This is a genomic window from Terriglobus aquaticus (assembly GCF_025685415.1).
Classification (GTDB): Bacteria; Acidobacteriota; Terriglobia; order Terriglobales; family Acidobacteriaceae; genus Terriglobus; species Terriglobus aquaticus.
Genome location: NZ_JAGSYB010000001.1, coordinates 3,076,067 through 3,090,965, shown reverse-complemented (window position 1 = coordinate 3,090,965; position 14,899 = coordinate 3,076,067). Strand labels below are relative to the sequence as shown.

14 protein-coding genes are annotated in these 14,899 nt (G+C 64.2%); 1 reads left to right on the top strand and 13 read right to left on the bottom strand.

Annotated elements, in window-relative coordinates:
* Window positions 1–21 precede the first annotated feature (21 nt).
* The 10 genes from OHL12_RS12845 to ruvX all read right to left on the bottom strand — a co-directional run bounded on the left by OHL12_RS12845 (window position 22) and on the right by ruvX (window position 10,581).
* Complete coding sequence (locus OHL12_RS12845) at window positions 22–579, bottom strand: Maf family protein (protein WP_263415131.1); 558 nt, start codon at window positions 577–579, stop codon at window positions 22–24.
* 18 nt (window positions 580–597) lie between these two features.
* The gene (locus OHL12_RS12840) at window positions 598–1,524 is read right to left on the bottom strand and encodes a D-hexose-6-phosphate mutarotase (RefSeq protein WP_263414215.1); all 927 of its coding nucleotides are present in this window, start codon (window positions 1,522–1,524) and stop codon (window positions 598–600) included.
* Between the two features lie 100 nt (window positions 1,525–1,624).
* The gene (locus OHL12_RS12835; RefSeq protein WP_263414214.1) at window positions 1,625–2,764 is read right to left on the bottom strand and encodes a hypothetical protein; all 1,140 of its coding nucleotides are present in this window, start codon (window positions 2,762–2,764) and stop codon (window positions 1,625–1,627) included.
* Window positions 2,765–2,847: 83 nt separating this feature from the next.
* Window positions 2,848–5,565, bottom strand: a complete 2,718-nt coding sequence (locus OHL12_RS12830) for a TonB-dependent receptor (RefSeq protein WP_263414213.1) — start codon at window positions 5,563–5,565, stop codon at window positions 2,848–2,850.
* A gap of 280 nt (window positions 5,566–5,845) precedes the next feature.
* The gene (locus tag OHL12_RS12825) at window positions 5,846–6,763 is read right to left on the bottom strand and encodes an NADP-dependent oxidoreductase (protein ID WP_263414212.1); all 918 of its coding nucleotides are present in this window, start codon (window positions 6,761–6,763) and stop codon (window positions 5,846–5,848) included.
* Between the two features lie 119 nt (window positions 6,764–6,882).
* A complete protein-coding gene (locus tag OHL12_RS12820; RefSeq protein ID WP_263414211.1) occupies window positions 6,883–7,641 on the bottom strand; it encodes a hypothetical protein in 759 nt (252 codons plus the stop codon).
* A gap of 269 nt (window positions 7,642–7,910) precedes the next feature.
* Window positions 7,911–8,858: a hypothetical protein gene (locus OHL12_RS12815; RefSeq protein WP_263414210.1), complete on the bottom strand. Its 948-nt coding sequence runs from the start codon at window positions 8,856–8,858 to the stop codon at window positions 7,911–7,913.
* A 144-nt stretch (window positions 8,859–9,002) separates the two neighbouring features.
* On the bottom strand, window positions 9,003–9,497 hold the full coding sequence (locus OHL12_RS12810; RefSeq protein ID WP_263414209.1) for an SRPBCC family protein: 495 nt from the start codon (window positions 9,495–9,497) through the stop codon (window positions 9,003–9,005).
* A 34-nt stretch (window positions 9,498–9,531) separates the two neighbouring features.
* On the bottom strand, window positions 9,532–10,002 hold the full coding sequence (locus OHL12_RS12805; protein WP_263414208.1) for a GreA/GreB family elongation factor: 471 nt from the start codon (window positions 10,000–10,002) through the stop codon (window positions 9,532–9,534).
* A 123-nt stretch (window positions 10,003–10,125) separates the two neighbouring features.
* Window positions 10,126–10,581: a Holliday junction resolvase RuvX gene (gene ruvX / locus OHL12_RS12800; protein ID WP_263414207.1), complete on the bottom strand. Its 456-nt coding sequence runs from the start codon at window positions 10,579–10,581 to the stop codon at window positions 10,126–10,128.
* Between the two features lie 222 nt (window positions 10,582–10,803).
* Here ruvX and OHL12_RS12795 point away from each other — a divergent pair, with 222 nt between their 5' ends.
* On the top strand, window positions 10,804–11,241 hold the full coding sequence (locus tag OHL12_RS12795; protein WP_263414206.1) for a DMT family transporter: 438 nt from the start codon (window positions 10,804–10,806) through the stop codon (window positions 11,239–11,241).
* Here the strand turns inward: OHL12_RS12795 and OHL12_RS12790 are convergent.
* The 3 genes from OHL12_RS12790 to OHL12_RS12780 all read right to left on the bottom strand — a co-directional run bounded on the left by OHL12_RS12790 (window position 11,238) and on the right by OHL12_RS12780 (window position 14,733).
* Complete coding sequence (locus OHL12_RS12790; protein WP_263414205.1) at window positions 11,238–12,443, bottom strand: glycoside hydrolase family 172 protein; 1,206 nt, start codon at window positions 12,441–12,443, stop codon at window positions 11,238–11,240. The two genes, OHL12_RS12795 and OHL12_RS12790, sit on opposite strands and share 4 nt — an antisense overlap.
* A gap of 46 nt (window positions 12,444–12,489) precedes the next feature.
* Entirely contained in the window at window positions 12,490–12,792 is a 303-nt protein-coding gene (locus tag OHL12_RS12785; RefSeq protein WP_263414204.1) for a hypothetical protein, read from the bottom strand.
* A gap of 576 nt (window positions 12,793–13,368) precedes the next feature.
* The gene (locus tag OHL12_RS12780) at window positions 13,369–14,733 is read right to left on the bottom strand and encodes a serine hydrolase (RefSeq protein WP_263414203.1); all 1,365 of its coding nucleotides are present in this window, start codon (window positions 14,731–14,733) and stop codon (window positions 13,369–13,371) included.
* Between the last annotated feature and the right edge of the window lie 166 nt (window positions 14,734–14,899).

Below are 14,899 nucleotides of genomic sequence, written 5' to 3'. Positions count from 1 at the left end.
CGCTTGCCTGGGTGCGGCTGGTTAGAGCAGGCCGGCCTGGTGCAGCATCTGGCGGACGCGGGCGAGAGGAAGGCCGACGACGTTGGAGTAGTCGCCTTCAATGCGGGGGATGAACTGGGCGGCTGCACCCTGGATGCCGTATGCGCCAGCTTTGTCGAGCGGATCGCCGCTGGCCACGTAGACATCGATCATTTCGACGTTCATTTGACTGAAGGTGACGACGGTCTGCTCCGATTCCACAGTTGTTTGATTGTTTGAATGAAGCGCCACGCCGGTGATGACGCGGTGCGAGCGGCCCTGCAGAAGCTGGAGCATGCGGCGGGCGTCCGCGGCGTCCTGTGGCTTGCCGAAGATGAGGTCGTCGAGAACGACAGTGGTGTCGGCGGCGAGGATGGTGGCCCCCGGGTAACGCTGCGCGACCGCTTCTGCCTTCTGGCGGGCGAGCCGCTCGGTGTAGGCGCGCGGGTCCTCGTCGGGGTACGGCGTCTCGTCGATGTCGGCCGCTTCGATGGTAAACGGCAGGCCGAGGTGGGCGAGGAGTTCGCGGCGGCGGGGCGAGGCGGAGGCGAGGATGAGCATCGGTGCCAAGGCCGCTGATTATGCCAGCTTCGTCACGTGGACCGTTGAGGACATGACGTGGGTCTGGCCGGGCGCGAGGGTGATGCGGTTGTCGGCGGCGTTGACGGTCTCGACGCAGACGAAGTGTTCCCAGGAGTCGGGTGCGAGGTCAGGCAGGGTGGGCGTCATGACCGACCACGGATTCCATGTGACGGTGGTGTCGGAACCGCCTTTGACGATGTGGATGTCGCGGCGGTTCGCGGCGTCGTGCACGGTCAGCGGCGTTGCGGTATTCAGGTGGACCTGATCGACGTCGCGGGTGTAATGCAGCAGGCGCTCGGTCTGCACCTTCTTTGCGAAGTTGTCGCGCTTGTCGAGATAGGTGGTGCCTTGCAGGCCCTCGGTCGTGGTCTGACGAATGTCGCCGATGGCGAAGTAGGTGTGCAGGCCTTCTTCGAAGACGATGGGCGCGGAGCCGTGATTCGTGACCTCGAGAGTGATCGCGAGTTCCTTGCCGACGCGGAAGCGGAGGGTGGCGGCGCACTGGCCGTAGCCGGATTTCTGCAGGTCGGGCGTGCTGGGGAGGGTGAGGGTGAGGGTCACGTCGCCGTGCGGGTCGAGGTGCGTGGACTGGACTGTCCATTCGGTGATGCGGGCGAAGCCATGCATGGGCTGGTGCTGGCCGTCCCAGCCGGAGGCGAACCAGGGATAGAGCACGGGGATGCCGCCGCGGATGGGCTTGTCCTCTGCGAAGGCGGACTTGGGTGAGACGTAGATGACGGGCTCGGTGCCGGTGGGATTCCAGCGGGTGAGGTGCGCGCCGTGCAGAAGGATGGTCGCCTCGGAGGCGGGCGTGACGATGCGCGCTTCGACAAGATCATGATTCAGGTTGCCGTTGCCGACGTGAAAGGTGAGGTGGTCCTGGATGGCGAACTTCTGGAGAGACTCGGGGGTTTGCGTCGGCATTCGTGCGCTCCTGTTGCATGTACAGGGTAGCGCGAGAGGTGGGATGCGGATGCAGACCCACGTCCGAGAGTCCGGACGTGGGCGCTGGCCGCCGTGGGTCCTAGTGCGCGGTAACGGTGATGGCGTCGCCGGTGGTCTTTGTCTCTTCGGTGAGGGACTTGTTTGTGGCCCAGGCTGGCGCGGTGAACTGCAGCGTTGAGGTGCGGTCGGCAGCGTCGCCGGTGGCGGTCGATGTTGCAGTGGCGATGGCCTTCTTCTTGGCGATAGAGAGGTCCATGGTCGAGGCGGTCGCCGTAGTGCTGAGGCCGGGCGTGAAGGTGAGTGCGACGGTGTGCTTGTCGCCGCCCTTGGCCGCAGGCATGTAGAGGACGCGGTCGGTGGTGAAGGTGTCGCCGGTGCGCGTGGCTTCGACAATCGTGTTCACGGCGGGGTGGAAGCGATCGGTGGCGCTGAGGGTGAAGTGTGTGCCGTCGACTTTGTCGATCTTGAGCGTGAGGTGGTCGCGGCGGTCGTCGTCGAGCTCCCAGGTGTTGCCGGCGGTGAGGGCCGCGGGATACTTCGCGACCGTCCAGGTCTGCGTGCCCTTGTAGAAGACGATCGTGTGAGCGCTGGAGGTGATGGCGCCGCGATAGGCGACGAAGTACGGTGGGTGGCTGATCTCTTTCCAGACTTCGGCGGTGGAGACGGTGTCACCGATCTTGAGTGCGGTGCCTTCGCCGGCCACGGCGCCGAGTTCGCGATAAGCGAAGATGGGGATCGGCGCATCGGGGATGGGCTGCAGGCCGGAGCCCTGGGCCGAGATGTCAGAGCCCTGCACGAAGCGGAACTCGACGGGCTTTTCGTCGTGGGTGGAGAAGCGAACGGTGGACGCGGCGCCGACCTTGTCGGAGTCGTCAATCTCCACCGCGAAGTCGGTCTTGTAGCTCTCTTCGCCCGACGCTTTGTAATACAAAGTGAGCGCGTCGGTGTTGGAGTAGTTGACGCGCTTGCCGTCCCGGGTGGTGAAGCTGGCGTGATAGCTGGGGTGCTTGCCGTCGGAGGTGTCCGCTTCAAACATGAACATGCTGTAGGGCAGTTCCGGACCGGTGAGGAACTGGATGTACTGCGTGGGCCAGTACTGGTAACTGACGAGCGGGCCGAGGGTGGGCGGCGCCGGTTTGGTTGGCGCTGCAGTGCTTTGGGCGGCGGCGGTCAGGGTGGTTGCGGTGAGTGCCGCGAAGAGAGCGATGGTCGTGCGCATGGTTCGTCACCTCGGCGGCTGAAGCCGCGGTTTGTGGTGCGTTGGAGTTTCTACCTCGGCGGCTGAAGCCGATATCTCCGGGGCTAGAAGGCGAAGCGGAGGCCGGCTTCGATGCGGCGGCCGGGGTCTGCGGCGTAGGCGCGGTTGAAAAGTGGGCTGCCGAGCACGCCGCCGACGGCCGTGACGTTGGTGTGGTTCAGCAGGTTGGCGGAGCGGATGTTTGCGGTGAGCGAGCGGGCTTCGCTGTTGGCGTGGTGCGGCAGCTTGAACTCGCGGCTGAGGTTGGCGTCGAGGTGGATATTCCACGGCAACGTGCCGGCGTTGCGGGTGATGGATGCGGCAGTGCTGGCCGTGTTGCTGGTGAGCGTGCCGAACGGTGTGGCGATGGCGCTTGCGTCGCTTTGCGATGCAAAGTATGGGCGATCGTTGAAGATGCCGTCGCCGTTGTTGTCGAAGCCGGTGGTGATGTTGAAGGGCGTGCCGCTGGCCGCGTCGAACTGGTTGGAAAGAACGAAGCCGAGCGGGAAGACGTAGTTTGTGAAAGCGATGACGTGATGCGTGTTCTGCCAGGTGGGCCGGGCGTACTCGCCGGCTTCGGAGTAGCTGGATTGCGGGAACAGCGCGTTCGTGTCGGCGTTCGTGCGCAGGTTCATGCGGATGTAGCCGGCGAAGATCTGCAGGCGTTTGAACGAGTGCTGGTCGACGCCGGCGAAGAGCACGTTGCCACCCAGGTTGCCGGTCTGCTGGTACTGGTAGAGGTTCAGGTCGGGCGCGCCGGGGCGCGTGTTGTTGGGGTTGGCCTGCGTGGATGCGGTGGGGAGCGGCGCGTTGATGTTGCGCGAGCGCAGGTCGTTCCAGGCGCGGGCGAGGTAGAGGTTGACCTGTGCGTGCCAGTGCTGCGGGAAGTCGTGCTCGATGCCGAAGTGGGTTTGGATGGACGGGACCTGCGAGAGTTGCGGCAGGGGTGCGCGCAGCGTGGTCACGCGGGCGGTGCCCGTCGTTAGAGGTGCTGTGTATTGCGGGTTGGTGATTTGGAGCTGTGTCTGGTTGATGCCGTTGAGGCGGTTCGCTTCGAGCGTCGTTTGATTGTCGATGGCGCTGAAGAAAAGGCCGGTGCGCGCGTGCAGCACCCAGCGCTGCTTGCGGTCGGGCGCCCAGGCTACGCCGATGCGCGGAGCGATGTTGCCGAGCGTGGTGGGTGCGGTTTGCATGGACCAGCGAAGGCCGCCGGAGAGTTCGAGGCGCGGGCGCAGCTTCCACTGGTCCTGTGCGAAGAGAACCACGCGCAGTTGATTCAGGCCGAGCGGGATCGCTCCGGTGGTGATGGCGAACTGCGTGGGCGTGCCGCCGGGCAGGTTGAGGAGGGCGCGGCGGTACTGCTCCAGGCCGGTGATGACGGTCGTCTGCGACGTCGCGGTGTTGTTCGCGTTGAGCACAGGCGCAGTGCCGCCGCCAAAGATGAAGGTGCCGTTGTGGTTGGTCGGCAGATCGTCATTCAAACGGATGTTCAAGAGTTGCAGGCCGGCCTTGATGCTGTGCTTCTTACGCTGCAGGAGGATGTCGTCGTCGAACTCGGTGTCGAGTTCGTGCGAGCGGAGGGCCTGGGTGGTGGCGCCGCCGCCGGTGAACGCGCCGGCCACGGAGAGCTGCGGTGCCGAGCTGAGCGGTGTGTCGTCGCGCAGGCGCCAGGTGAGGCCGAGGCGTGATTCATGCAAGAGGTTGGCGCTGACTGTCTGCAGGTTGGTGAGGCGGATCGAGTGTTCGCTCTGCGCGGAGTTGTAGCCCGCCTGCTGCAGCGTGGTGCCGCCCACGCCCTGGTTCGTCAGGCCGTTGACGGTGGCGGTGTAGGTGCCGGTGAAGTTGTTGTGCGGGCCGAGCAGCAGGCCGAAGCGCGCGGAGGCTTCCCAGAGCGACTGCGGCGTGGCGACGTTGGCGGTGACCTGTTGCGGCTGCGCGTTTGCGTCGAGCGTGACGGCGTTGACCACGGCGAACTGATCGATCTGGCGGTGCTCGAGCGCGACGAAGAAGTCGGCGCGATTTGTCTTGATGGGCCCGCCGAGTTCGAAGCCGTAACGCTGCCGGCCGATGGCGGCTTTGCTGGGCGCGAAGGGGTCGGCGGCGTTGAGGAATTGGCCGGACTGCGTGGTGAAGAGAGCGCCGTGCAGCTTGCCCTGGCCGGGCTTGGTGTAAATCTCGACGCGGCCACCCTGGTAGGGCGGGCGCTCGTACTCGGCGGAGAAGAGGTCGGGGTTGACGCGGATGAAGGCGATGGCTGACTTGGGCGGGATGCGGCCGCCATTCTGGAAGCCGTCGACCGCGATGATGGCTTGGCCGGGGGCGCCACCCGCGGCGGCGGCGAGGACCTGGAGTTGGCGGCCGAACTCGTCGGGGTCGTCGGCGAGCTGCTTGATCTCGTCGCCCTTGAGTTCCTTGGTGCCGGCGACGCTGGTGTTCGAGACGGGGTCTTCGTCGACGGCGTCGATGGTTTCGGCGGTGGAGGGCTTGAGGCGAAGCGTGAGGGTGCGAGCCGGATCAAGCTTCGCGGTGACGGTCTCGAAGTTCTCGGCGGCGACGCGCGCGGTGTGCGCCGCGGAGGTAAGGCACGCGGTGGCGAAATGGCCGTGCGCGTCGGTGATGCCGGCGGATTTGTTGTCGACCACGACGCTTGCGCCGACGATGGCGGCGCCGGTGGAGTCAAGCACCTCGATCTGGGCGCGGCTGCAGTCCTGTGCGCGGGTGTTCGCAACGATCAGAACAGCGGCGGCGAGCGGTGTTGCTGCAAGCAGGGCTTTGTGGCGCATCTGGATCTCCTCTGGTACGAGATCCAGCTTCGCGGTTGCTGCGTGACGATTGGAGTGCCGTGCGTCAGGAGCGCGGGGTGACAGGTGTCATGTGGCCCGGGGTGGAGAAGGCAACAGGGCTCAGGGAGTAGGGAGTAGCCAGTGTGAGCTGTAAGTCTGGGCGCGGCGCGGCCGACTGGCGGGCGTGCCGATCCTGAGCGAAAGCAGACCCTTCGCTTTGCTCAGGATGACACCGGTTGAGGGGTTTCCTGCACAGGAAGCGGACAATCCGTTCGATTGATTACAGGGCGAGGAGGAGGACTTTGCCGTCGGCGCCTTTTTGGGCGTAGGCCTGGGCTTCGCCGGCCTGTTCGAGCGGGAAGCGGGTGGCGATGGGCAAGGTGAACTTGCCGTCGCGCAGGTCTTCGGCGAAGGCCTTCAGGCGCTGCGGATCGGGGTGGGCGCGCATGGGAGAGACGCGGACGCCGGGGTGCAGCTCAGAGCCCGCGACTGGGCCGAGCAGGCTGCCGAAGACGCCGCCTTCGCGGACGTGGTTGAGGAGCTTGGTTGCGGTCTCGCCACCGACGGTGTCGGCTACGGCGTCGAACTGGCCGAGGTTCTGCATAGCTTCGTCGTCATCGAGGGCGACCACGCCGTCTACGCCGAGAGTCTGCGCTTTGTCGATCTGCTTCTTGCGGACGCCGGCGATGACCTTGGCGCCGAGCGTTTTGGCGGAGTGCACGGCGGAGCGGCCGACGCTGCCCAACGCTCCGGTGACGAGCACGGTTTGGCCGGGCTGGAGCGCGCAGGCTTCGCGGATGAGCTGGTCGCCGGTGAGGGTGACGAGCGGGAGCGCGGCGGCATCGACGGTGTCTACGCCTTCGGGGATGTGCGTGATGTCGGTTGCGGGGACTTTGACCAGCGAGGCGTAGGTGCTGTTGGTCAGCGCGATGACGCGGTCGCCGACGGCCACGCCCGCGACGCGCGAGCCGATGCGGTGCACCAGGCCACTTACGTCGCGGCCGAGGATGGCAGGCAGGCTAACGCCCATCATGCCAGCGATCTCGCCGCTGCCGCGGACTTTGTAGTCCACGGGGTTTACGCTGCTGGCTGCGGTGGCGATCAGGACTTCGTCGTCGCTGATCTCCGGGTCGGGGACGTCGGTCTTGTACAGGAGCTTTTCCGGACCGCCGAACTCTTCGAGCACCACTGCTTTCATCGTTGCCTCCGCTTGCCTGTGATTGGGATGCAGGCTGCGATGGCCAGGGCTAAAGCCCTGTTCGTTGGTTCAGCTATTAGGGCCCTGAAGGGCCCTGCTCCCTCCGAGGCATGGGGGGGCTAGCGCGGAATGGCGGGTTGCTCGGCGAGGGCTACGTGCGCGGAATCGAGGCCGGGGGAGCGCGGGTCCATCGCATTGCGCAGGTAGGCTTCGACGCGGGTCCAAACGGCGGGGTCGTTCTCGATCATAATGTGCTGCCGCATGAAGGTGCGGGCGAACCAGGGGAAGCGGGCGATGTCGACCGCGTGCTGCGCGTTGTAGTGGTACTGCTCGTTGGCCAGGATGCGGGTGTGGGCGGGGTCCTGCGCGTGGATGGCTTCGCGTCCGCGGAGCAGGCCGTCGCGCTGGTACAGGTTCACGGCTTCGTGCACGTTGGAGGGGATTTCCGCGTCGTTCTCGCCGGGCTTCTGCACGGAGTCGACCTGGACCGTGAGTGCGACGGGGATGTTCTGCGTCTGCAACTGACGGGCGAGGGCAATGGTTTCCGACGCGCCCCAGCTATGGCCGTAGATGGCGATGTTGACGGCGCGGCGCTCGGCTTCGCTGATCCTGCCATCGCCGTCCTGGTCGATGAGATGGAGAACCGAGCGCAGTGCGGAACCGCCATTGTGGTTGGCGAAGACGAGCACGTGGAGGTTGTCCGCTGCGGGCTCGCGCAGGTCTTGGGCGATCGTCGCTTCTTTGTGCAGGAGGTTGTCGGCGTGAACGCGACCGCCCATGAAACCGACAATAAGGCGCAGGGGACGAATCGCGGGGCGCGCGTTCGAGGGCTTCGCCGCGTCGGGGCCTGAAGCGGCATGCGCAAGAGGCGCAAACAAAGCGCTGCAGAGGAGGATGGCGGTGCAGGCGAGGCGGTGAGCGGAAGTCTTGCAGGACGACATAGGAAGCGATGTTAGACCCGCCAAGTAGTGTTCGTGATCCCCCTTTCGTGGGGGCAGCACGAGGCCAACAAACTTGTTGATGACATCAGGCGTCGCTGGTGCAAGTTGCTGCTGTTATGAACTTTCCACGTCGCCAACCAGTACCGCACACGGATTTGTGCAGCGCCGTGGAAGAGGGCCGGCGGGTGCGGTGGCCCGGCTTGTCGCTACGGAGCGGACGCCGTGGCCGGAATAGACGTTTGCTCCGGCAGGTAAGGCGGAGCGTCGTGGTCGAACTTGTAGCGCCCCGTGGTCACGTACGCGATGGCGGAGACGCCGATCACCTCCGGCTCCACGATCAGCAGAGGGATGAACCACTTCTTGACCTTGAGGAGCGATTCGGAGACGCCGCGGATGCGATGGCTGCGGGCGATGCCGCCGCCCGTTTGCACCAGGATGTATTGGCGCACAGGTGTGTCCGGGTGCTTCTGCCCGTATTTCACCAGGCACTTGGCCACCTGCTTGGGCGTGGTCAGGCCGAAGTCCGCGACGTAATTGCGGTGGATCGCGTGAGGAAAGTAGATGTTGAGGACGGCGCGGCTGAAGTCGGCGCAATTGTGCAAGAAGAAGTTGAAGTGGCTCTTGTTGGCGCCGGCGTTGAACTCCGCGATGAAGTGGTCGTCCTGCTCGGGTGTGCTCGCGATTTCAAAAACGTGGGCGGTACGGTCAAAGAGCGAGCCGACGAGCTGCGTCCAATTGCCCTTGGGTGCGTTGCCGTTCTCGTCCGGCGGCACAAGGTCGGTGAGGTGTGCCCGCCAGTACTTTTCACGGACAGCCATTTCCTCGTCGCGATTGCGCAGCGAGACGGGCGCGTCCTTCACGTCGTCGACGGAATACAGATAGGGGATCAGCGGCATGGCGAGCCAGTCGTCGTGATGCACCTTGTGATACCGGCTGATGACGACGCCGGTCTCGCCCGGCTGACACCGCCGCAGATGCGTGGGGTTGTCGGCGCAGACGTGATCCAGGTAAATGGCTGCGTGACCAGTGGGGCTCCAGGAGCCGAGGTGGCCGTACGGATCCTCCATGAAGAGAGCAACGGAGGCGCGGAGCGGCATGGCACTGAGGGCGGCGCCGATGAGCGAGAAAGGAAGAAGGCGACGCAGCAGAGACATGCTTGGGGGAGAGCTCCTGGGCCGGGGAAAAAAGGCTTTCTGTACTAGACGCAAATGCGGCGCGGCCATAGGACGCGCCCGCTCCTGTTTGTGGGCTTTGGAGCGTGTTTTCACAAAATGGCCACGGTTCGGCCGTGGGCGGGACTACAGGTACGGGTCGCCTTCGTGCGTGGTGGCAAGGCGGGAGAGCAGGTTCATACGCGAGCGCAGGGTCTTGCGGATGTACGGCAGCATGATGACGCGGGCGACCAGGTCACCGGCGATGCCGAAGGGAAGGGCAAAGCGGATCTCGTCCTGCAGCAGGGTGCGATCTGAGCCGTCGGCGAGCATGTGATGGCCGTGCTGGAAGAAGGCGAAGCGGCCGCGCGCCTGGGTGTCCTGAAAGTACGCGACGTGGTTGCCGCGACTGTCGGTGTGGGGCGCGGCGAAGTCGGTGATGAGGGTGAGGTGGAACTGCGGCAGGCCGAAGAGCCAACCGCGCCAGAGCACCTGGCTGTTGGCCTCTACGTGGCCGGTGGTGACACCCGCGACGGGCTGGAAGCCGAGCGTGCGCTGCACGACCGGCACGGAGGTGGAGAGTGCGAAGACGCGATGGAGCGGTGCTGGGATGAGTTGCCGGTCGCGGATGGTGAAGAGCATCTGGTGCCTTGGATGCTCTTTGCCAACAGAGAACCTACTCGGTGCTGTCGTGAATGGTGGTGAGCTTCAGGATCTCCATCTCACGCTTACCGTTCGGTGTTGTCACGGTAACGGTGTCGCCTACCTCTTTGCCGACGAGGGCACGGCCGATGGGTGAGGTGGTGCTGATCAGGCCCTTGGTCACGTCGGACTCTTCGCTGGTGACGAGCTTGTAGGAGATGTCCTCGTCCTTGGCTTCGTCATGGACGATGACAGTGGAGCCGAAGCCGACCTTGTCATGCGGGATGTTGTCGAGCTTGACGAGGGAGAGCTCGCCCATGCGCTTTTTGAGCTGGCCGAGGCGGGCATTGACGAACTCCTGGCGCTGCTTGGCCATGTGATATTCGGCGTTTTCGCTCAGGTCGCCCAGGGCCACGGCGCGCTTGATCTCAGCGGGCAGCTCGGTGGTCAGCTCGTATTCGAGCACGTTGATTTCTTCCTGCAGCTTCTTGGTGATATCGAGCATGTGTCTGGTCCCTGGGGTGAGGTGGCTGCGGTGCAGCGTCAGGCTAAAGGGCGTGTGTGGAACGCTGTGGGCCGGTACAGTCGCGGCGGTGCGGTCTTCCGGCACGTGAGCCTGAAGCAATCATTATACGGATTCGGTCGCATAGCCCTCATGCGCAAGGCGGCGGTGGTCGAGGAAGGCTTGCAGGATGAGCACGGCGGCGACCTGGTCGATGATGCCTTTGCGGCCGATCTTTTCGTGGCCCATGGTGTCAAGCTGGCGGTGCGCCTCGGTGGTGGTCAGGCGCTCGTCCCACAGGTGCAGCGGCAGGCCGAACTCGGCGCGGACGGCTTCGGCGAAGGCTTGCGCTTTCTGCGCCTGCGGGCTTAGGTCGCCGCTCATGTACAGCGGATTGCCGGCGACGATCTCGGTGATGGCGTGTTTGCGGAGGACTCGGCCGATCGATTTGAGATCGTGGCGAAGCGAGCTGCGGACGAGCGTGAGCAGCGGCTGGGCAAGCGTGCCGAAGGGGTCGGAGATGGCGAGGCCGATACGGCGATCTCCGATGTCGAGACCCAGGATGCGGGGCTGCTCTTGCATGGCTTGATGAGAACAGCGAGGGAGCGCGGCGGCAAGTCGATCGCAGGCAAGAGGGAACAGGGAATAGGGAGTAGCGGGACGGCGCAAGGCGGAGGAGTGAGAGGGGTTGTGGTCGACAGGCGCCTCGCTGACCCCTGTGCCCTGCTGCCTGCTCCCTGCTTTTTGGTGCGCCATGCCGCGGCTTTGTTCGACTTCGGCGACGCAGGCGTCGTCCTACTCACCATGTCCTGGCTCTTTGTCCTGTTTGCTGCCACCGCGGGTGCGCTGAATCCGTTTCAGAACGTGAACGCTGAGTTGAACAAGCACCTGCAGCAGCCGGTGTGGGCGGCGGCGTGGGTCTACCTGAGTGGGTTCCTGGGCGTGATGCTGCTGCAGGCGATTGTGCGGCAGGCGTGGCCGGGGCAAGCCATTACGAGCGCGCCGTGGTGGGCCTGGTTTGGCGGCCTGCTTTCGATCGTCACCACCATGATCGGCCTGATGTTTGCGCAGAAGCTGGGGTCAGGCATCTTTACGGGCGTCTCCATCTCGGCGTCGATCCTGGTGAGCATCCTGCTGGACCACATGGGCTGGATCGGGTTCAAGCAGCACCCGGCGTCGCCGATGCGGCTGGCCGGCGCGGGGCTGATGGTGCTGGGCGTGTGGCTGGTGTCGCGGTTTTAGTGGGACGTGGATGGCTGTGACTGGGGCTGGACCGGCGAGACTTGCGGCAGTTGCTTGACGACGCACTGCGGCGGATCACACGCATTCGCGGGGCCGCCGACCATGTGCAGCGTGGGCACGCGGTCCTTCGCAGCGGGCAGCGGCGGGAACGCGGCGTGCGGTTCGGCCTGGTACCAGTAGGCGACGGAGAACCAGTTGTCGGACCGGTGATTGCCGTGGCCGTGTTCCATGGTGGCGATGAAGGATTTGGTGAAGGGGATGGGCGCTTCGGTGTGGAAGCGGTACATCAGGTTGCGCGCGCCCGTGCGCCACGGCTGCACCAGCGGGGCGCCGTAGCGCATGTAGCTGAAGGGTGAGCCTTCGCCCCAGGCACCACCAAAGCCCCAAGCGCCCAGGAAGTAGTCTTCGCCGCCAGTACCGCGCCAACTGGGCGTGCTTTCGCCATCGACGAAGAACATTTCGTCGCCCTCGCCCCACCAGTCGTCCTGGTTCTGCAGAATGCCGAGCGTGACGCCGACGAAGTGACCGTGACCGGTGGCTTCGAGGAACTTGTAGTTGTCCTGGCCGGTGGTGTTTTGTACTGCGTTCACGGCTTTGTCGCCGTCGCCCTGCCAGGCGTTGAAGGTGCCCTGTGTGGGCGATTGCTGCCGGTACTGCGCGTGGAAGTAGAGGGTGTCGGCCGGCAGCTTGCGGTGGTGCTGCATGTACTCGATGGAGAAGTAGAGCGCGCTGACGGGTACTGTGCCTTCGTTGGTGATGGTGATGCGGGCGTGCTTCGCAAACGGCATGGGGAAGAAGGTGTTGAGGGCGCGCTCGTGGCCGACGCTTAGGTACTCGGCCTGCCAATCGACATAGTCACCGGTCTCAAGCCCGAAGAAGTCACCCAGCGGCGACTCGACGCTGGGCGTGGCTTCGCCGTCCCAGTACATGCGCAGCACCAGGTTCTTCAGGTGGTTCGGGTCGTTGCTGCTGATGGTGAACCATTGGTGCGCGACGGTGCCGGGGCCGTCCACGTCGAGCAGCGTGAGGGTGGCGCCGGCGGCGAGTTTGGCGGCGTCGTTGTTGGTGCCCAGCGGGTCGTTGCTGCTGACCTTGTGCATGGTGTACTGCTGTGGCTGCGTAAGGTCTGGCGCGTTGTGCTGCGCCACGAGCGCAGAGGCCGAAAGGCAAGACGCAGCAAAGAGCAGGGAGGCGAGACGCATGGCAGCATTATGCGTGTTGCCCTGTGATGCTTCCCAGCGGGACCGATCAGTCGAAGAGCGCGATGCCCGCGCGGTCCAGGGTTTCGAACGCGATCTGCGTGTCTTCGGCGACCGGAATGAAATGGTCGGTCAGGCGCGGGTCGGCGAGGATCGCATTGGCGGTGGCCAGAGCTTCGGCCGGCAGATCCAGTTGCAGAAGAGTGGCGCGAACCTCTTCGTCCGTCTGATCGGAAAGAAGCTCCTGGCCGCCGGTGCCGGAAGGTCCGAGTGCGGTTTTACCGCTGATGCGAAGGTCGTACCGGGGTTGGTCCTGAGAGCGTGCGCGGCGGAGCGCGATCGTACACAGCATTGGGGTTCAACTCCTGCAGTGGTTGGACGCTCAATGCTCGCCGCCTGCGCAGAGAGAAGCTTCTGTGCCGGTTCAGGGCTCATTCTGAGCGCACTACCGATAAGCCGACTTCTCATTACCAATGCTCCTCTTTGTGGACTAAGCTTTCTGCACGATGCCCGAGCGTTACCCAGAATCCGTCTCCGGTGATTTCTACGTCGAACGCCACTGCTGTACTTCATGTGGTTATCCACTAGTACTTGCCCCATCTTTGATTGGTTGGGCAGACGCGCAAAGGAGTCATTGCTATTGGATGAAGCAGCCAGAAACACACGAGGAGCTGCGTCAGGCATTCCTGATTTTCGATGGTCAAGAACTCGGGTGTCACCGCTACGCAGGAGCTGACCCGGAGATCCAGGCCCGCCTTGGACCCCAAAACTGCGACCACCCTCTGGCGAGCCTCGCAGTTCCCGAGCCGGTCAAACGCGAACTGCAACTTCTACCTGCCACAAGAAGGAACTGGCTAGAGCGCATGTTCGCATACTTTCTTCGCTACCGGTCCCGCTAAACGCCGCTGTCGGAAGCTGATCTTCTGCGTTACTGGTGGGATAGCAGTGAACGAAGCGAGTCCGAGGCTTCGTGGTTCTTGGGGTTTAGCTCCAGAGCTTTGCGGTAGGCGGCGATCGCTTCGGTTGGCTTGCCGTTTTGCGCATACCCTTCGCCCAGGCTGTCAAAGGCGTTAGAGCTTTGTGGCCAGCGCGCAACGTTGGATTGGAACAGTGCCAATGCGGCCTTTGGGTCTGTGCCAAGCAGACCGCCTCCCCAGTTGTTGACGTACGCTTCGGACAAGGTCAAGCGAGGAAAGCGGCTTCTGGTGCGCTGCACGGAGCCGTCCACGTCGCCGTAATGAGTCCTTGTCAGATCGGCCTTGAGCGCATCCAGCGCTGGAGTACCTTCCACGGCTGCAAAGAGTGTGTCGGCGAGCTGGTAGAGGCGTTCTTCCGTGTCACCGGATCGATTTGCGAGCAGCACGATGCCGTAGCCTCGCTCTGGGTAGAGTTCGACGTAGCTCGCACTGCCGAACGTTCCACCGGAGGCATTCAGCTTGAGCGCACCTTCCACGTTGCGGCTGATTTGCCAGCCCAGGCCCACGGCACCGGTCTCCACGTTGCCGAAGGCAGGCTTCTGCGTCAGACGGATGGGCTCTGCTGCAGGCGCCAGTTCTGTCTGGAGGAACTTAGCCATGTCTGCCACGCTGAAGCGCAGACCACCGGCGGCAAGAACGGCGCTCTGATTGCTTTGCGGCATAGCAACGTGATGAAGATCGTAGCCCTGCACCATGCGGGCAGGGCTGTCGGCGCGCACGCCGTTGCCCATGCCAAGTGGTGCTTGTATCTTCGCGCGAAGCAAGGTCGCAAACGACTCTCCGTAGACCCTGCTCAGGATGTAGCCGAGCAGTTCTGCGGCAAGATTGGAATGCCTGGGCTCAAGGCCAGGCTTTCCCTGCAACGAGATCGTGTGAAGATCCTGCAGCATGTTTGCTTCGGTGTAACTGTTCAGAGCCTTCGCGAGGGCGAAAGCCTTGTCCTGTTCCGGTACGTGCGCCGTAACCGCGTGAAAGTCCGGCAGGTTATCGGGCAAGGCGGAGGTCGTGTCCGCAAGGTCGATGATGCGCACGGGTGAACCGCCGAAGCTGAGATTTGGGTACTCGCCCGGAAGGTAACGCCGGATGTCGTCCTCTAAACCGAGCTTGCCGTCGAGCACGGCGTGCGCCAGCAGCAGGCTGGTAAACAGCTTGGTGATGGAACCTATTTCGTAGACGCTGCTGTTCGTGGGCCTGACCTGTTTGCCGGGTTCCGTGGTGCCGAAGTGGAAGAACTCGACTTGCCCTGCCTTGATGATCGCGATCGAGAGGGCGTCGGAGCGATCGGATGAAACGAACAGTTGCCCCGCGTGGTTCAAGGCGTCTTCTGCCCGCGGCGGTAGCACTCTTTGCTGCGCAGGGGACACCGCGGTCTGGACTGCCAACGCAATCGTGAGTGCAAGAAGGCAGCGCCGCTTCCGAGCGGTAAGCCGAGGTGAAGTCATCGCTTTGATGCTACTGGCGCGGGCCGAGGGATTGGCGTAA